Raw genomic sequence first — 18,110 nt, 5'->3', positions numbered from 1 at the left:
TTTAAAAATATCATTTTTGTGTGAGATTTTTTATTTTATTTAAATAATAGTTTTCTACAATAATAAATAGAAACTAAATGATAATTTGTTCTTTTTTTAAAAATATAAAGTAAGTTTATTGTGCCACTAAATTTTAATGAAAAACTTATAATATATTGCTATCCTAGCGTTAAGAGGGCGGAGTGATGACTCTCTTGTATAATGAGAAATTCCTCTTTGACTGGCCGATAGAAATATCGGCTTTTTTTTAACCTTTTGAAAATATTCATAATCATAAGTAAAAATTAGAAATAAGGTAATAAAAAACCTCCTTTATCTGAAGATAAAAGAGGTTTTAATGTTGCGAACAGTGATTAAGTGTTATTGCTTAGGTTTAAAACGTAATAAGCGGTTTGCATTGCTAACTACAGTAATTGAGGATAAGGCCATTGCTGCACCTGCAACTACTGGGTTTAATAATGTTCCCGTGAATGGGTATAAAATACCTGCTGCAATGGGAATACCTAAGCTATTATAAATAAAAGCACCAAATAGATTTTGCTTCATATTACGCAGTGTGCCTTTTGAAATTTCAACGGCATCAGCAACACCATGTAAACTATGACGCATTAACGTGATAGCTGCTGTTTCAATAGCGATATCACTACCACCACCCATTGCAATACCGACATCAGCTTTGGCTAATGCAGGGGCATCATTAATACCATCCCCGATCATTGCAACACGACGCCCTTCAGTTTGAAGGTCAGTAATAGCTTGTGCTTTACCTTCGGGCATCACACCCGCAATAACCTGATCAATACCGGCTTCTTTTGCAATTGCATTTGCTGTAATTGGGTTATCTCCCGTTAACATCACAAGTCGATAACCTTGATGATGTAAACGTTGTAATGCACTTATCGTATCTTCTCTGAGTGGATCGCGAATAGAAAGTAATGCCACAATTTTACCGTTTTGCGCTAATAAAACAGGCGTAACACCTTTGGCGGCTTGAGAATCAATTAATGAATTAACTTCACTAATATCAATACCTGATTCAACCATCAATTTAGGATTACCTAAAAGTACTGTTTTACCATTAATTTCACCACTTAACCCCATGCCAGCTAATGTGCGAAACTTGTTTACTTCAGGTAAATCAATTCCTTCAGCTCGCGTTAAAATAGCTTTAGCTAATGGGTGATTAGAACCATTTTCCAAAGAGGCAGCCAATGCCAGTGCTTGAGTTTCATCTACTTGATTAAAAGTATGAATATCAGTAACTTGAGGCATGCCTTCTGTCAGAGTCCCTGTTTTATCAAACACTAAAGTATCTAGCATACTTGCTTGTTGTAGTGCATCGGCATCACGAACTAACACGCCATATTCAGCCGCACGACCGACACCTGAAATAATCGACATAGGTGTTGCCAAACCTAAAGCACAAGGACAAGCGATGATAAGAACAGTTGTGATAATTACTAAGGCATAGGTAATTTGTGGCGATGGGCCAAAGAAATACCAAATAGCACCAGCAATAAGAGCGATAGCTACGACAATGGGGACAAACACACTTGATATTTTATCTGCTAGCTGTCCCATTTCAGGTTTACTACTTTGTGCTTGGCGAACTAATTTAATAATACGAGCAAGTGTTGTTTTACTTCCCACTGCTGCTGCTTTAAATAACACAGAGCCATCTTGAACTGTTGTTCCTGCATGAATAGTGTCACCCACTGTTTTTTGTTGTGGAATGGGCTCGCCTGTCAACATCGCTTCATCCATCCACACTTCACCTTGGATAATTTCACCATCAACGGGTACTTTATCACCTGTTGCTAAACGTAATGTCATTCCTTGTTTAACATCAGCTAATGGCATTTCAACTTCACCGTTTTCAGTGATAACTCTTGCTGTTGGAGGCGTTAAATCTAATAGTCGCTCTAATGCTTTAGATGAACGCTGACGCGCTCTTTGTTCAAGCATATGACCCAGATTGATTAAACCGATGATCATTGCACTGGCTTCATAATAGAGGTGACGCGCTTGAGCTGGAAAAATTTCAGGCCATAAATTTACGGTAATGGAATAGAGCCATGCGGCACCCGTTCCTAATGCCACTAAGGTATCCATTGTGGCACTACGATTTTTTAAGCTCTGCCATGCGCTACGATAAAAATGTCCCCCTGCAACAACCATTACAAACAATGTTGCAATACCAATACCTAACCAAATACTGTGGTTAGCTTCGGTGAGCATCATATTATCGCCGATCATTCCCCAAACCATCACAGGAATACCGACAATTAACGCTAATGCGGCTTGCCAGCGAAAACGTTTCATATTGGCAACAGCAACTTCTTGCTGACGTTCTCTGCGTTTTATATCGTCTTGGATAATTTCAGCACCATAACCGGCTTTTTCGATGGCAGACACAAGTGCATCATGATCGATTTCACCTGTCACTAATGCGCTACGTTCAGCAAGGTTTACACGCACATTTTCAACGCCATCAACGGATTGTAATGCGTTGTGAACCTTGTTTACGCAACTTGCACAGGTCATACCATCAATTAAAAGCTGAACACTGTTGTCATCGTCAGTATTGATTTCAGCGCTATTATCAATATCAGCATTCTCGACTGGAATATCACAAACAGCCGCTGACGATGCTTCCAGTTGTGCATGCGTTTGCGTCAGCGGCTCAGTTTTTGGGACATCAGTACGCGCTAGTTGTGCTTCAAAACCAGCCTCTGTAACCGCGGTAATTAAGGTTTCAGCGGTTGCAGAACCCGTTACTTTTGCGTGTGTTAATTCAACTTCAGCACTATCAACGCCTGTTGTCTCTTCAAGTGCTTTTTTGACTGAGCTGACACAATGACCACAATTTAAACCAGATAGTGTTAGATGAATTATGTTGTCAGTTGGTGCTAAGCTTGCTTGAAAACCTTCAGCAGTAATCGCTGCAATTAAAGCATCCGCTGCCGCGTCACCAAAAATTTCAGCTGATTCTTTTGTTACATTAACGGCGACAACACCTTCAATGGCTAATAATGCTTTTTCGGTTTTACCGACACACTTCATGCAGTTAAGGCCACTTAGGCTTAATTTTACATCAGGTTGTGTTGCAATTTTAGCTTCATAACCTGCGTCTTCAATTGTTTTGATTAAACTTTCAGCAGTTGCATCACTGTCAATTTTAGCGTATTGAATAGTCACATATGACTGTTCTATATCATTGCGAGCATCAAGTGCTTTTTTTACACTGTTAACACAGTGGGAGCATGAAAGCCCTTGTAATGCGAGTAGCGTAGTTTTTGCCATGTTAGTTTATCTCCGAAATAAAAAGCGTTACCTCTATTATTGCTCAATATTCGGTAACTTGCTTTCTGTAAAGGTTTTTTCTTATCAAGATAAAGGCTAAACCTTTCCGCAAGGGGAAGGTCAAGGGGGAATTTTGAATATTAGTGAAATCGCCAGTAAAACAGGATTAACGGCTAAAGCTATTCGGTTTTATGAAGAAAAAGACTTGATAACCCCACCAGGAAGAGGTGAAAACGGCTATCGTTATTATCAAGCTCAACATATTGAAGAGTTAACATTATTGCGACAAGCGAGAGAGGTTGGTTTTAACTTAGAAGAGTGTCGTGCATTGTTAATGCTATTAAGAAATCCTTCTCGCCATAGTTCTGATGTGAAAGAAGCCACCTTAAAAAAAGTGGCTGAAATTGAGAAAACAATTAATGAACTCAATGACATTCGTCAACGATTACTTTTGTTAGCCAGCGAGTGCCCCGGAGATGAAGGAGCAGATTGCCCTATCATCGATCATTTGTCAGGGTGTTGTCATCACCAGAAATAGTCTGTTTAAGCGCAGTCACTTGTAAGGTAATACCATCAATTGCGGTTACTGTTACCTTATCGCCGGCAAGCAATGGCGTGTTTGAATAAACACGCCAACTACCATCAGCTAATTTTACGCGACTAAAACCATTTTCAGTATCTGATAATAAAACCGCATGAATACCAATCAGTTGATGCGTTTTCTGATTTAAGTTTTCAGCTTCTTTTGATAGTTTTCTGCGTTTAAGCCAAAGGTGCCAAAGTACAGCACTAATTACCGTTAATATCGCAAATAAAATACCTTGAATAGGCCAGCTAATAGGCAATATCCATGTGATCAACGACACACACAGAGCCGCCATTCCTGACCATAAAAGGTATCCCGCTGTTCCTAACATTTCTGTAATTAACAGCAAGCCACCAAGACAAAGCCAGAAAAGTGCAGGTTGAGCACTAATCCATTCAATCATAATTAATTGCTCTTGTTGCCAGAGTCACTTTTTTTGGTATTGAGTAATTCAGAAATACCGCCAATCGCACCCATGAGATTACTTGCTTCTAATGGCATCATAATAACTTTACTGTTATTAGCTGAACCAATTTGAGACAATGCATCCGTATATTTTTGAGCAACAAAGTAGTTAATTGCTTGCATATCACCTTTTGCAATGGCCTCAGATACCATTTGTGTTGCCTTAGCTTCTGCTTCTGCTGCACGTTCTCGGGCTTCTGCTTGTAAGAATGCAGATTGACGCTCTCCTTCAGCCTTAAGAATTTGTCCTTGTTTCTCACCTTCTGCTTTTAAGATCGCCGCCTGACGAATACCTTCAGCTTCAAGAATATCGGCACGTTTAGTTCGTTCAGCTTTCATCTGCGCATTCATTGCAGAAATCAATTCTTTTGGTGGGCGAACATCACGAATTTCAATACGGGTAATTTTGATACCCCAAGGGTTTGTTGCATCATCCACAATTAGTAAAAGGCGACTGTTGATTTGGTCACGCTGAGAAAGAATTTCATCAAGTTCCATTGAGCCTAATACTGTACGGATATTCGTCAATGTTAAGTTGATAATTGCAAGTTCAAGATTATTAACTTCATATGCGGCTTTTACAGGGTCGATGACTTGAATAAAGCAGACCGCATCAATGCTGACGTTGGCGTTATCACGAGAAATGACTTCCTGAGACGGAATATCAAGAACCTGTTCCATCATATTGATACGACGACCAATACGATCAACAAATGGTACGAGAATTTGAAGTCCTGGCGCTAGGGTCCGAGTGTAACGACCAAAACGTTCGACAGTCCACTGATAACCTTGTGGAACGGTTTTAACACCACATAAAACTAAAATAATAGCGAATAAGATGATAATACCAATGACTATTTCCATATACCTGTCCTAAGTCTGCTTTAATAAGAAAATAAAATTAATAAAGTAAAGAATACACCATACGACGATATTTAGACGCTAAATTATCATTAGTACCTAAGGCTGATAGAATATCCATCAGGGTTTTCTTAACTTGCCCATCACCAGCATTGAGATCTTTTTTGATAAAGCTAAATAGCAACTCTAGTGCCTCTTCATTACGAGCAACTTCATGTAATTTCAGTGCGAGTTGAATAGCAAGATCGGTATTTTCAGGTTGTTGATTAAAATCGTTCTGTAATTGTTGAATTTCAGGCGTATCAGCAGCCTGTTTTTGTAATTCAATTTGCGCTAACAAACTATGATAGTAACTATCTTGATCTTGTAATGGGATAGTAATTAACAGAGTTTGAGCTTCTTCATTTTTATTTAAAGAAATTAATGCGCCTGCTAGCGCAAGCGTAATTTCACTGTTTTTAGGAGCGAGTTGATGAGCTTCTTTTAACAGAGGTAAAGCTTCTTCGGTTTTTCCTTCAGAAAGTAATTGCGAGGCTTGTGTCGCTTTTAATTCTTCTGGTTTGGGTAATACATTGGCTAACACTTGGCGAATTGCTTCTTCAGGTTGAGGGCCTTGAAAGCCATCAACTGGGCGACCTTCTTGCAAAATATAAACAGTTGGAATAGCACGTAAACCAAATTGTGAGGCAATCATTTGTTCAACATCACAATCCAATTTTGCCAAAATAAATTGATCAGCAAATTCGGCTGCCAGTTTATCTAATGTTGCGCCAAGCTCTGCACAATGAGGGCTACGTTCTGAATAGAAATACATCATGACCGGTTTAGTCATAGATTGTTCTATAATTTGTTGAATATTTGATTCATTTACATCAACAATATGTGCAGTTGCTAACATTAACTTGCCCCTTTTTGAGAGTTTTAAATATAGATGCGATTTATAACGCTATTTTATTAATAAGTAAGGGTAGATCCTGAAAAATCAAGCCTTGCCACTTTGGCGACTGAGAATAACATCCATTAAAGCATCAGGTAGAAAACGTTTTAATATTCTGACCGCGTAAGTCAATAAGGTTACGGGATAACGTATCTTAGGTTTTGGACTTTCTAAAGCATGAATAAGCTTTTTCACAACATCTTCAGACGTTAATGTGAAACGACTCGCAATCCCCGGATTTTTTACAGGTTTATCTTTTTCGGCTTGAGCGACATTTTCAGTGAAACATGTTCTTATTGGGCCTGGCTCTATTAAACTTACTTTAATACCTGTATGCGCAATTTCCATTCTTAGCGCATCAGACCATGCTTCTACTGCATATTTACTGGCTGCGTAAGCACCTCGACCAGCTGTTGAGATAATCCCCATAACAGAGCTGGTTTGAATAATTCTTCCTTCACCATGAGGCAACATTGCTGGCAGAAGTAATGTAGTAAGCTGATGTAAACCAAAAAAGTTAGTAGAAAACTGTTTTTCCATTTGTTGGCGGGTAATGGCATCTAATGAGCCATAAACACCAAATCCACCATTATTAAATAATCCATATAAACGACCGTTTGTTAGACGAATAACTTCTAATGCCGCATTTTCAACACTTTTTGGATCATCAAGATCAAGATAAATAGGCTCTAATCCCAGCGTTTCCATGCGTTTAAGATCTTCATCTTTACGGCAAGCAGCAAGAACTCGATAGCCTCTTTCCTTTAGTGATTTTGCCGCACAGAGTCCTATTCCACTGGAACTTCCTGTAATCAATACCGTTTTTTGCATAATTTTACAATTAATCTCGTTTAATCTACGTCAACTACTGTCAGAATAGTCTAACGTGTTAAGTAAGGGGATAAGGTTTTATCCATCCATTGCGCAATAAAAGGCTGAGCATCTTCATTGGGATGTATACTGTCGTTTTGCATCCACTCAGGCTTATCTGCTATTTGCTCCATATAAAAAGGAAGCAGAGGGATCGCATTCTCTTCTGCAAGTTTAGGATAAATTGCTGAAAATGATTGTGTATAGCGTTTCCCGTAATTAGGTGAAATCATAATTTGCATAAAAAGTGGGGTTGCACCCGATGCTTTAACTTGTGCAATGATGTTTTGTAGCGCGTCTTTTGTTTGTGCAACAGGGTATCCCTGTAAGCCATCATTTGCACCTAATTCAATCAAAACCCAGCGTGGTTGATGCTGTTTTAATAAATCAGGAAGCCTATTTTGTCCCTGAAAGGCAGTTTCACCACTAATGCTTGCATTAACAACATTAATTTCAGGGTAGGTTGTTTTCCATTTATCAGCAAGGCGTTGTGGCCATGCACTTTCTATCGGAAGACGATATCCTGCACTCAAGCTGTCACCAAAGATTAAAAAGGTATCAGCAGCAACCGCCTTAAAGCTAAACATCATCATAACGATAAGGAAAAATGTATGTCGACGGAAAAGGTTCTTGAAGTTCATCAGTTAACCAAACAAGTAGGAGAAGGTGATAGTCAGATCTCTATATTGCAGGGTGTTGAGTTAGTTGTCGAGTCCGCACAGACAATTGCTTTAATTGGTGAATCAGGATCGGGCAAATCGACTCTGCTAGGGATCATTGCTGGATTAGATGATGGTAGCACTGGCAGTGTGAAATTAATGGGAGAAGATCTCACAAAAATGAATGAAGAAGAACGTGCTAAGTTGCGAGCTCAACATGTTGGGTTTGTTTTTCAATCATTTATGTTAATTCCGACATTGAATGCGCTCGAAAATGTGCAGTTGCCCGCATTATTAAAAGGCGAGTCAGAAAAGCATAGTTATGCGCGTGCAGTTGATTTACTAAAGCAGTTAGGATTAGGCGAACGTTTATACCATATGCCAGCGCAACTTTCTGGCGGTGAGCAACAACGTGTTGCATTAGCAAGAGCATTTTGTACTCAGCCTGCTATTCTTTTTGCGGATGAGCCAACAGGAAATCTTGACCGTAAAACCGGCGATAAAATTGCTGACTTGTTGTTCTCTCTTAACCGAGATTATGCAACAACATTGATTTTAGTGACTCATGACAATGAGCTAGCTGCTCGTTGCCAAAGACGATTACGATTAGTAGATGGACAACTTAAGGAGGAGTCATGATTTGGCGTTGGTTTTGGCGTGAATGGCGTTCTCCTGCACTATTAATTGTTTGGCTTTCTTTAGCGCTTGCGGTTGCTTGTGTGCTTGCTTTAGGGCGTATAGGTGATCGCATAGATAAAAGCATTTATGCTCAAAGTCGTGATTTAATTGCGGGCGATTTAGTCTTACGTGCGTCTTATCCCGTTGATGAAAACTGGCTTACAGAGGCGAGGAAAGACGGGTTAACGCTCAGTCGCCAAATGCAATTTACCACGATGTCTTATGCGCCTGAAGGCGATACACCACAACTTGCGTTGGTGAAAGCCGCAGATAAATTATATCCACTGTATGGTGAGCTAGAAACGGAGCCGGCAGGGTTAAAACCGGAAAAAGGAACTGCGCTTGTTGATGCTAGATTACTAGAATTACTTGATATAAAAGTCGGCGATAAAATTGATGTAGGTGATGCATCTTTTACGATTAGTGGTGTATTAATTCAAGAGCCAGACAGTGGGTTTAATCCTTTTCAAATAGCCCCCCGTATTTTAATTAATCTTGATGATGTTGAAGCAACAGGAGCAGTACAACCCGGGAGCCGCCTAACTTATCGCTATATGTTTGCTGGTAATGAGTCCGTGATTGATAGCTATCAGCAACGTTTCGACCCGTTATTAAAACCCGATCAACGTTGGAATAGTTTAAAACAAGACAGTGGTGCGCTTTCACAATCAATGGAGCGTGCGAAAAACTTTCTTTTGCTTTCAGCTCTATTAACGTTATTGCTTGCTATATCGGCCGTTGCGGTTTCCATGGCTCATTATTGTCGTAGTCGTCATACTTTAATTGCGGTATTAAAAACATTAGGGGCAGATAAGCGTGCATTAAGAAAATGGATCATTGGGCAATGGGGCGTGATTTTGATTGGCGCTATTATTGTTGGTTCATTCGTAGGACTTATTTTCGAAACGATATTGCTACAAATTTTAGCGCCTGTGTTACCGAAAAGTTTACCCGACGCAAGTTTTTTACCGTGGGGATGGTCTGTAGGCTCTTTACTGCTAATTGCATTATTAACGGGAATAAGGCCTTACTATCAATTGATGGCAACACAACCTTCCCGTGTATTAAGAAGTGATACTACAGCACCTATATGGCCTCTTCGTTATTATTTACCGATAGTAGGCTTAATTGTTGTCGGTGCATTAACACTTTTTGCCGGAACAGGTGTTTTACTCTGGTCAATTCTGTTTGGTGTTGTTGTTATTGCCTTTTTACTTGGAATAATTGGTTGGCTAGGACTATGGATATTAAAGCAGTTTAAATTCCGTCAACTTAGTGCGCGCTTAGCAGTTACTCGTTTATTACGACAACCTTTTCAAACGATGACTCAGCTTGCGGCTTTCGCGCTTTCATTTATGTTGTTAACGCTGTTAGTCCTTATTCAAGGGGATTTACTCGATAAATGGCAAAAACAATTACCAGAAGATAGCCCTAATTATTTTCTCATCAATATGTCTGCGCCTCAAGTTCAAGAAATTAATACTTTATTGGCAAAACATCATGTTGAGCCTACAGATGCATTCCCTGTGGTGTTAGCGCGTTTAACACAAATTAATGAGCATAATGCTAAAGAGTGGGCAGATAAACGTGATGCAGGTAATAACACCGTTCGTCGAGAGCTTAACTTAACGTGGCATAGCGAATTGCCAAAAGATAACGTAATTGTTGAGGGAACATGGCCTCCTGAGGGGAATGGGGTTTCTCTCGATCAAGGTGTTGCAGAACAACTCGAGATTAAATTGGGTGATGAATTAACATTTGTCGGTGATACTCGTGAATTTAAATCCATTGTTACAAGTATTCGTCATGTTGATTGGGAAAATATGCGCCCTAATTTCTTCTTTATCTTCTCTGAAGAAGGGTTAAGTAATCAGCCAGAAAAATGGATGAGTAGCTTTTATTACAATGGCGAGGGCGGGTTAATTACGGCACTTAATCGGCAATTTCCAACGGTAAGCGTGTTAGATACAGGTGCATTAATTCAGCAAGTTCAACAAATTTTACAGCAAGTCAGCCGAGCATTAGAAATTATGGTTGGATTGGTCATGATCTGTGGCGCGTTATTGTTAGTTGCTCAAATTCAGGTAGGAATGACACAACGGCGCATTGAGCTGGTGGTTTATCGCACACTGGGAGCGGGTAAATCATTATTACGACGCACACTTTGGGCTGAATTTGCATTATTAGGTTTAATGGCGGGTTTCGCCGCAGCGATTGGTGCTGAGGTCGCATTAAGCTTATTACAAATATCCGTGTTTAAGTTCCCGTGGCAACCGCAGTGGGGAATGTGGCTCACAGTACCTATTGTTGCGGCATTATTACTTTCATTATGTGGCAGTATTTTAGGCGTTAGGTTGTTGCAAGATAAAGGTCAATATCGACGGATACAAGGCGAATAGTTAGAATAAATAAGAGTTATAAATAGTGTTAAATAAAAATGCTGATGCCATTAAGCATCAGCATTTTTTATGGGAAAGGATAAGACAATTATTCTTTTATAACATAAGCATAAATTTGCTTACTGCCATCTTCTTCATCATAAATATAGACCCCTTGAAGTTCCGTTGAAAAGCCTGGAAGCTGATTAATCGAGGCTTCAAGTGCCTGAAAATAACGTAAAACAGCACCTCCCCAAATTTCACCGGGTACAGCACATAAAACACCTGGCGGATAAGGTAAAGCGCCTTCAGCAGCAATGCGTCCTGATAATTTATTTAAAGGTAAAAATTCAACATTACCACGAACAAACTCAATATTAGCCTGTTGCGGAGTTAATGCTCGTTTAGGAAAGTGACTCTTTCTAAACATCTGTTTTTGCAGTAATTTGATATTGTATCTGACACAAATATCATGCATTTCCTGACAGAGTTGTCGTAATGTATACCCCTGATAACGAGATGGATAGCGACGACACACAGAAGGCAAGATTTGTTCTAATGGCACATCTTCAACTAAGTGTTTTTCAAATTGAACAATCAAAGAGATTAAGCGATCAAACTTTGCTTGATGTTCTGCGGGAGTCAGCAAAAATAAGATTGAATTGAGATCGCTTTTTTCAGGGATAACGCCGTGCTCACGTAGATAATTTGCCAAAATAGAGGCGGGTACACCAAAAGATCCATATTCCCCTGTATGAGGATCGATACCCGGCGTTGTAAGCATTAATTTGCAAGGATCAACAAAGTATTGATTGGTTGTGTAACCTTCAAATGAGTGCCAATTATCATTAGGAATAAAATTAAAAAAACGCTGATCGTGGGCGATTTCATCTGTGTCGTGATCTTGCCAAGCAATACCATCAACCACTTCAGGAATAAACGGCTTAATAAACTGGCACTGCTTTAGTAATAATTTACGGGCTTCAATGCCTTGTTTTACGCAACTCATCCACATCGCTTCACCACTTTTGCCAGAATGCATTTTTGCATTGACATCAAGAGCGGCAAAAAGGGGATAAAATGGGCTGGTGGATGCATGCATCATAAAAGCATTATTCATACGTTTATGATTAACATAACGAGATTGCCCTTTAAGATGGGCATCTTTTTTATGTATCTGTGAGGTTTGTGAAAATCCCGCTAACTGCTTATGAACAGATTGAGTAACGAGAATACCAGGATCGTCTTCATTCAGTGTTAGTAACAAAGGCGAACATTGTTTCATCATTGGAATGAATTGTTCATAACCCACCCATGCAGAATCAAATAAAATATAATCACAAAGATGACCAATTTTATCGACAACTTGCCTCGCGTTATAAATTGTGCCGTCATAAGTGCCTAGTTGAATAACAGCTAAACGGAAAGGGCGTTTATCGAATTGACGTTCTGGCGCAATTTCTGCAATTTGTTGGCGTAAATAGTGTTCTTCAAAGCAATGAGCATCAATACCACCAATAAAGCCAAAGGGATTACGAGCTGTTTCTAAATAGACAGGTGTTGCTCCTGCTTGAATTAGTGCACCATGATGATTGGATTTATGGTTGTTTCTATCAAATAGCACTAAATCATTTGGTGCCAATAAAGCATTTAAGGCAACTTTATTAGAGGAGGATGTTCCATTTAAAACAAAATAAGTTTTATCTGCATTAAACACTTGTGCTGCATAGGCTTGTGCATCGTAAGGTGCACCTTCATGAATAAGTAAATCGCCCATTTCTACATCAGCATTACAGAGATCAGATCGAAATAGATTTTCACCAAAATATTGATAAAACTGTTCGCCAGTTGGATGACGACGGAAAAACTCTCCGCCTTGGTGACCGGGGCAATCAAAAGCAACATTCTTTTCGGCAACATAATTCACTAAGCGTGAAAAAAATGGTGTCGTTAGACTCTCTTCATATTGCTGTGCCGCTTTATTAATTAACATACTATTTTTTTGATATGCACTTTTATCCGTAATCACAATTCCTGAAACTTGATTAAACAATTCAGCATTGATTGCATCATTAATATTAACTGCAATAAATACGGGAAGTTGAAACCCTGTTTGATGAATGCGATCTAATTCGCCAGACTCAATATCTGACAATGACAACACTACTACTGATATTTGCGTTAAATTTGCATCAACAATATCAACAATCGGACGTTCAGAATAAAAATAGTGTGAAAGAGTAGGGTGACACGCCAACTTCATTTTTTTCATTATACTCGCATTTGTATCAATAGAAGAATTGGCGATCAATATACTTGGTTGTGAATATGATTGAAATAAATTAAAGCAATAAGGTTGATTATTTTATGCATAATAAATGCATAGTTTACCGTTATTGGTGATTGGTAAATGGATAAATTTATCAGAGGCTAAACTTATCCATTTCTATTATTGTGGGATAGAAGACGATTTTTCGATATAAATTGTTTGAGACGGAAATGCAAAGTCAGCACCATGTTTATGCACAATCTCAATCATCTTTAAATAGACTTCTTGTTGAGCTTCAAGCCACTGTGCCCATACGGTTGTTTTGGTAAAACAATACACCATGATATTGAGTGAAGAGTCTGCGAATTGATTAAAATAGACTAACAAGGTTTGTTGCGTATCAATTTTGTCATTTTGCATTAGCATGGTGCGGATATCTTCAACAATTACGCCAATTTTATCAGAGTCTTCGTAACGTAAACCGAGTTCAGTTTCAATACGTCGATTAGTCATTCGCCCCGGATTTTCTACACTAATAGATGAAAAAATAGAGTTGGGAATATAAAGCGGTCGATGATCAAAAGTAATGATTTTGGTAATACGCCAACCAATTTCGACTACAGTGCCTTCAATATTACGATCAGGTGAGCGTACCCAATCACCAATATTAAAAGGACGATCGAAATAGAGCATGACACCAGAGAAAAGATTACTTAATACATCTTTACTTGCCATGCCAATGGCAATGCCACCTAACCCTCCAAATGTCATTAAGCCGGATAAGCTCATGCCAAAATGCTCACCGAACAATAAAATGATAATAACAAATAGAGTGATTTTGAATATGCGAGAAATAATACGAGCAGAAGTAGGATCACTGCCTTTTTTAATTTGAGCTTTTTCTAGCCGATTAATCAGTAAGAAAAATTTTCTCATTAAAATTAATGCTATACCAATATAGGTAAAGAAATTAATCATCCTAAAAGAGATAAAATGGAGATTAAAATCAACCACAGCCATTTCACAATATTGGCTTAAGATAATCACTAAACTACAAAGAAAAATAGCTTGGCTGATATGAACAATAATATTTCTGTGGCGTTTTTTCTTTTTATCATGAAAAAGGGATACGATGATAAAGCCAACCAAACAGGCTAAAGCGATGCTAACACCTATTGAGTATTTTATTATTAATGCATCATTCATCAGCTTAACGTCTCCTTAGAAAATGCGTTTTTATAATATGAAACTCGCTATCTTGCTTATTTAAGGGTTACTTTTCTTGCTCACTCGCATGCTGAAATTTAGGATAAACTGGTGGTTTCATAAATAGAGTGACTATTAAAATCAGTAAAACAGGTAGGGTTAAAATCAAGAATGCCGGTGTAAAGCTACCTGAAATATCTTTGATTGCCCCAGCAAAAAAGGGTGCTAAACAAGCTAGTGTTGAAATTAAATTCATTACAGAAAATAGCTCAAGATAAGGGGTGCGACCAAAATAGTTAGCAAGCAATATACTTGATGCTAAGAACGTCATGCCATAACCAATACCGACACAAACCGTAAATAAGATCAGGTAAATCCAAGAATTAGCCATACTTAGTGCGAGCAATCCGATGATAATAATACTTAAGCTTGCGATAAGTAATTTTTTAGGTTCTAACCATTCACCAATAGCCCCACCCGCTAAGCGCGAGAACGCATTGATAAATGCCATACTACTTAATAGTGTTGCAGCAATAGTTTCACCAAAACCATTTTCAATAATATGTGCAACCGCAAAGCTATTGACTGTGATCCCACACCATAAAAAAGCCGTGTAAGTCGCAGCAATAACATAAAATTGCCATGTTCTTAAAGCATGACGAGCTGTCCAAATTTCTTTAGTTTGATAGATACGTTTTGTGGATTGAAGTTGGCTAATTTTTTTTGCATGTTCTTGCTCTTTACTCCCTTCACGTAAAAATAAAATAGTGAGAAGAGTAACAACAGTGAGAGTGATCGCGGAAATAAGCCAATGCATTCGCCATGTATGCCATAAATGGGTTGCTAAAAAGTAGATCCAAGGTCCGGCAACACCACCTAATCCACCAATAGTAAAATAGACACCAAAGGCAAAGGATTGTTTTTCAAATAAGCGGGAAATAACATAAGTACCGGGTACGGTAGCCAGTAGTGTAAAACCCACACCTAATAGTGCAGTACCAAGAAAATAACGCGCAATGGTGTATGTTTCGTAAAGGAAATAGAAACCACTGACAAAAATGCTCAACCCAATTAGTAGTGTAAGGCGAACACTTAATTTACGGATCAGTAAGGTAGGTAAAAAACTCGCAAGACCGCAGGTTAATCCTAATAACGTAAAACCAAGACCTGCTTGAGTCCAGTTCCACTCTAGCTCGTTTATCATACTAGGAAGAACAACACCTAAAGAGGTAAATGTGGTTGCGGTAGCTAAAAAATATACAAAGCCCAATAATATCAGCATACTCCATTGATAAACGGGCCCAAAAACCTGTTGCGTGACTTGCATCCTGACTCCATCAAACGGGTGCAGTAACCTGAATAATCAGGAGAAAATAGCGAATAACAGACCTCTTTATCTAAGGTCTGTTCGTTTAAAGGCTATTATTCTCTAACTTTATGAGTCGGACTGCTAGCTTAATTTTTCTAAAGCCCATTTGATAGGGAACTGATAGGCATCATCAAGCATTGAGCTTAATGATTTGAGTGTCTCTTTCAGTGGGTAATTATCGCGATGAACAAGATTGAGGTGACCCACTTTGCGCACAGGGCGAACTTCTTTTTCATACCAATGTAAATGCACTAATGGCAATGAAAGCCATTGAGGATTGACATCAGTTCCGATCAAATTAACCATTACTGCGGGTTGGCAAACCTCAGGTTTTGGCATCGGTAAATCTAAAATTGCACGTAGGTGTAACTCAAACTGGCTAATTGAGGCGCCATTTTGTGTCCAGTGGCCACTGTTATGAACTCGAGGCGCTAATTCGTTGATAAGCAATTTGTTACCAACAATAAAGCACTCCATTGCCATGACACCGATATAGTTGAGTTTATTAAGGATGGCGGTCAGCATTTTTTCTGCTGATTGTTGTAATTCTGATGCAGGTGTTGGTAATGCAACACTCATACGCAAAATGCCATCTTGATGAAGATTATGTGTTAAAGGATAAAATACACAATGACCGTTTCTATCTCTGGCTCCAACTAAGGACACTTCACCAGAAAAGGGAATACCTTGCTCAACAATGCATTCACCATAAATTTCAGCGGGTAATTGTTGCTCTTCACCAGGGTGAATGCGCCATTGACCACGACCGTCATAACCACCAACACGGCGCTTTACAATAATAAAATCACCCAGTTGAGCGAAAATATCAGGCCACTGTGTTGGTGATGTTAATGGTTGCCAAGGTGCCGTTGCTAAACCCAGTTCATCAAGAAGCTGTTTTTGAGGTAATCTATCGGCAAGCAATGGAAAAATATCACGGTTTACAAAGTTAGTATGACGTTCTAACTCTTTAGTGAGTGAAGTTTCAGGCCAGCGCTCAATTTCAGCTGTGATTATGCTTTTTTGATAGGGAACGGCTTCGGGCTCTGCATCTAATCCTACTGGATAAACCGCAATGCCTAAAGGTTCTCCTGCTTGTTTTAGCATTCGCCCTAATTGACCATTTCCCAGAACACAAACAGGCTTCATAGTGCCCCCCTTGGATCAGGGTTATTTAATACATCGTCAGTTTGTGCTGTGCGCCATGCTGTTAGTGCTTCAAAAATAGTAGGAGAGTGTAATGCTAAAATTTGAGCAGCTAATAAGGCAGCATTAGCTGCGCCTGCTTTACCAATCGCTAATGTTCCCACGGGAATACCTTTCGGCATTTGTACAATAGAGTAAAGGCTATCAACACCACTTAATGCTGCACTTTGAACTGGAACACCTAATACAGGAACAAGTGTTTTTGCTGCGAGCATACCGGGTAAATGGGCTGCGCCGCCAGCACCTGCAATAATGACGTCAAAGCCATTATTTTTTGCCTGTTCTGCAAAGCTAAATAGCTTATCAGGGGTTCGATGCGCAGAAACAATCTCAACATGATAAGGAAGCTGTAGTGCGTCTAGTACATCAGCGGCATGAGACATGGTTGTCCAGTCACTTTTAGAGCCCATTACAATGGCGATACGAGCGGAAGAGGTATTTAGACCAACTTGAGAAGACATTACTTAACTGCTCCTGTAAGCATAAACGGATATAGCCTAATAAACTGAGGATGATAGTATCACGCTAACACACCAAGGAAAACGTTTGCGTAAAGAAAAAATAGCCTTTTTATGCAGAAAATAAGCAAAGCAATTTAGAAGGGAAAATGAATAAGTTCTATTTTATCCGCAGTCACTTTAAACATAGAGCCTTCAGTATGCCAAGCGCCTAATACACCACGATAATGTATTTTATCATCAATATTGACAGTATGAATTGCTGGACGATGTGTATGACCGTGGATCATCCATTCTGTATTGAAATGTTTAAAAGTATCAATCACTGCCTGAGGGTTAACATCCATAATGGCATCTGATTTGTACTGATTTTCATGTTGGCTACGCGAGCGCATTTTGTCAGCGATACGTAGTCGAATAAATAGAGGCAATAGTAAGAATAAGCGCTGAATAAATTTATTATGTACTTTTTTACGGTAACGTTGATACGCTTCATCATCTGTACAAAGTGTATCACCATGCAAAATTAAGATGCGATTTTTCTCAATTTCGAGCACTTTTTCTTGTGGAAGTAAGGTGATACCGCTCTCTTTGGCAAAACGAGAGCCAATTAAAAAATCACGATTTCCATGAATAAAATAGCAAGGCACTCCTGCATTTTTTAACGTCATCAGAGCTTGAGCAATTTGTTGATGTAAAGGATTAGGATCATCGTCACCTATCCAAAAATCAAAAAAATCACCTAAGATATAAAGTGCTTTTGCATGAATGGCTTGTTCTTTTAAAAAGCGAAGAAAACCGGCAGTGATTGCCGGTTCATGTTCACTTAAATGCAGGTCTGCAATAAAAAGCGTACACATAAAGA

15 protein-coding genes are annotated in these 18,110 nt (G+C 39.0%); 3 read left to right on the top strand and 12 right to left on the bottom strand.

The window, feature by feature from the left end; all coding sequences use genetic code 11:
* Positions 1-360: 360 nt before the first annotated feature.
* Positions 361-3,303 carry a copper-exporting P-type ATPase CopA gene (gene copA, locus DK861_RS11415; RefSeq protein ID WP_109400173.1) on the bottom strand — a complete coding sequence of 981 codons (2,943 nt, stop codon included), beginning with the start codon at positions 3,301-3,303 and terminating at the stop codon, positions 361-363.
* A gap of 133 nt (positions 3,304-3,436) precedes the next feature.
* Here copA and cueR point away from each other — a divergent pair, with 133 nt between their 5' ends.
* Positions 3,437-3,841 (top strand): Cu(I)-responsive transcriptional regulator, encoded by a 405-nt coding sequence (cueR, locus tag DK861_RS11410; RefSeq protein WP_072065100.1) that lies wholly within the window; start codon positions 3,437-3,439, stop codon positions 3,839-3,841.
* Here cueR and DK861_RS11405 read toward each other — a convergent pair.
* The 5 genes from DK861_RS11405 to tesA form a co-directional block, all read right to left on the bottom strand.
* Positions 3,801-4,292 (bottom strand): NfeD family protein, encoded by a 492-nt coding sequence (locus DK861_RS11405; RefSeq protein ID WP_006533997.1) that lies wholly within the window; start codon positions 4,290-4,292, stop codon positions 3,801-3,803. The two genes, cueR and DK861_RS11405, sit on opposite strands and share 41 nt — an antisense overlap.
* A 2-nt stretch (positions 4,293-4,294) precedes the next feature.
* Positions 4,295-5,218, bottom strand: a complete 924-nt coding sequence (locus DK861_RS11400) for an SPFH domain-containing protein (RefSeq protein ID WP_006533996.1) — start codon at positions 5,216-5,218, stop codon at positions 4,295-4,297.
* A gap of 37 nt (positions 5,219-5,255) precedes the next feature.
* Positions 5,256-6,113, bottom strand: coding sequence for a co-chaperone YbbN (locus tag DK861_RS11395; RefSeq protein ID WP_109400172.1), 858 nt, complete (start codon positions 6,111-6,113; stop codon positions 5,256-5,258).
* Between the two features lie 84 nt (positions 6,114-6,197).
* Entirely contained in the window at positions 6,198-6,983 is a 786-nt protein-coding gene (locus DK861_RS11390; protein WP_109400171.1) for an SDR family oxidoreductase, read from the bottom strand.
* Positions 6,984-7,033: 50 nt separating this feature from the next.
* Positions 7,034-7,663: a multifunctional acyl-CoA thioesterase I/protease I/lysophospholipase L1 gene (gene tesA / locus DK861_RS11385; protein WP_109400170.1), complete on the bottom strand. Its 630-nt coding sequence runs from the start codon at positions 7,661-7,663 to the stop codon at positions 7,034-7,036.
* Here tesA and ybbA point away from each other — a divergent pair.
* On the top strand, positions 7,634-8,320 hold the full coding sequence (ybbA, locus tag DK861_RS11380) for a putative ABC transporter ATP-binding protein YbbA (protein ID WP_006533992.1): 687 nt from the start codon (positions 7,634-7,636) through the stop codon (positions 8,318-8,320). The two genes, tesA and ybbA, sit on opposite strands and share 30 nt — an antisense overlap.
* Positions 8,317-10,758: a putative ABC transporter permease subunit YbbP gene (gene ybbP / locus DK861_RS11375; protein WP_109400169.1), complete on the top strand. Its 2,442-nt coding sequence runs from the start codon at positions 8,317-8,319 to the stop codon at positions 10,756-10,758. Before ybbA ends, ybbP begins: the two co-directional genes overlap by 4 nt.
* An 88-nt stretch (positions 10,759-10,846) precedes the next feature.
* Here the strand turns inward: ybbP and DK861_RS11370 are convergent, their stop codons facing one another.
* The 6 genes from DK861_RS11370 to lpxH all read right to left on the bottom strand — a co-directional run bounded on the left by DK861_RS11370 (position 10,847) and on the right by lpxH (position 18,105).
* Complete coding sequence (locus DK861_RS11370; RefSeq protein ID WP_109400168.1) at positions 10,847-13,009, bottom strand: ornithine decarboxylase; 2,163 nt, start codon at positions 13,007-13,009, stop codon at positions 10,847-10,849.
* 177 nt (positions 13,010-13,186) lie between these two features.
* Positions 13,187-14,212 (bottom strand): mechanosensitive ion channel family protein, encoded by a 1,026-nt coding sequence (locus DK861_RS11365; protein WP_109400167.1) that lies wholly within the window; start codon positions 14,210-14,212, stop codon positions 13,187-13,189.
* 67 nt (positions 14,213-14,279) lie between these two features.
* A complete protein-coding gene (locus DK861_RS11360; protein ID WP_072065093.1) occupies positions 14,280-15,539 on the bottom strand; it encodes an MFS transporter in 1,260 nt (419 codons plus the stop codon).
* A gap of 123 nt (positions 15,540-15,662) precedes the next feature.
* Positions 15,663-16,730, bottom strand: a complete 1,068-nt coding sequence (gene purK / locus DK861_RS11355; protein ID WP_109400166.1) for a 5-(carboxyamino)imidazole ribonucleotide synthase — start codon at positions 16,728-16,730, stop codon at positions 15,663-15,665.
* Complete coding sequence (purE, locus tag DK861_RS11350) at positions 16,727-17,248, bottom strand: 5-(carboxyamino)imidazole ribonucleotide mutase (RefSeq protein ID WP_109400165.1); 522 nt, start codon at positions 17,246-17,248, stop codon at positions 16,727-16,729. The genes purK and purE overlap by 4 nt, the downstream gene beginning before the upstream one ends.
* Positions 17,249-17,382: 134 nt before the next feature.
* Positions 17,383-18,105 (bottom strand): UDP-2,3-diacylglucosamine diphosphatase, encoded by a 723-nt coding sequence (gene lpxH / locus DK861_RS11345; protein ID WP_109400164.1) that lies wholly within the window; start codon positions 18,103-18,105, stop codon positions 17,383-17,385.
* Between the last annotated feature and the right edge of the window lie 5 nt (positions 18,106-18,110).

It is taken from the genome of Proteus sp. TJ1640 (assembly GCF_003144445.1).
GTDB lineage: Bacteria > Pseudomonadota > Gammaproteobacteria > Enterobacterales > Enterobacteriaceae > Proteus > Proteus penneri.
Note: the sequence above shows the minus strand (reverse complement) of the source record. Positions and strands in the feature narration are given on the sequence as shown.

Excerpts from the sequence above, each read along its gene's own strand:
- copA (WP_109400173.1), bottom strand. The coding sequence starts at position 3,303 with ATGGCAAAAACTACGCTACTCGCATTACAAGGGCTTTCATGCTCCCAC.
- DK861_RS11405 (WP_006533997.1), bottom strand. The coding sequence starts at position 4,292 with ATGATTGAATGGATTAGTGCTCAACCTGCACTTTTCTGGCTTTGTCTT.
- DK861_RS11400 (WP_006533996.1), bottom strand. The coding sequence starts at position 5,218 with ATGGAAATAGTCATTGGTATTATCATCTTATTCGCTATTATTTTAGTT.
- DK861_RS11395 (WP_109400172.1), bottom strand. The coding sequence starts at position 6,113 with ATGTTAGCAACTGCACATATTGTTGATGTAAATGAATCAAATATTCAA.
- DK861_RS11390 (WP_109400171.1), bottom strand. The coding sequence starts at position 6,983 with ATGCAAAAAACGGTATTGATTACAGGAAGTTCCAGTGGAATAGGACTC.
- ybbA (WP_006533992.1), top strand. The coding sequence starts at position 7,634 with ATGTCGACGGAAAAGGTTCTTGAAGTTCATCAGTTAACCAAACAAGTA.
- tesA (WP_109400170.1), bottom strand. The coding sequence starts at position 7,663 with ATGAACTTCAAGAACCTTTTCCGTCGACATACATTTTTCCTTATCGTT.
- ybbP (WP_109400169.1), top strand. The coding sequence starts at position 8,317 with ATGATTTGGCGTTGGTTTTGGCGTGAATGGCGTTCTCCTGCACTATTA.
- DK861_RS11370 (WP_109400168.1), bottom strand. The coding sequence starts at position 13,009 with ATGAAAAAAATGAAGTTGGCGTGTCACCCTACTCTTTCACACTATTTT.
- DK861_RS11365 (WP_109400167.1), bottom strand. The coding sequence starts at position 14,212 with ATGAATGATGCATTAATAATAAAATACTCAATAGGTGTTAGCATCGCT.
- DK861_RS11360 (WP_072065093.1), bottom strand. The coding sequence starts at position 15,539 with ATGCAAGTCACGCAACAGGTTTTTGGGCCCGTTTATCAATGGAGTATG.
- purK (WP_109400166.1), bottom strand. The coding sequence starts at position 16,730 with ATGAAGCCTGTTTGTGTTCTGGGAAATGGTCAATTAGGGCGAATGCTA.
- purE (WP_109400165.1), bottom strand. The coding sequence starts at position 17,248 with ATGTCTTCTCAAGTTGGTCTAAATACCTCTTCCGCTCGTATCGCCATT.
- lpxH (WP_109400164.1), bottom strand. The coding sequence starts at position 18,105 with ATGTGTACGCTTTTTATTGCAGACCTGCATTTAAGTGAACATGAACCG.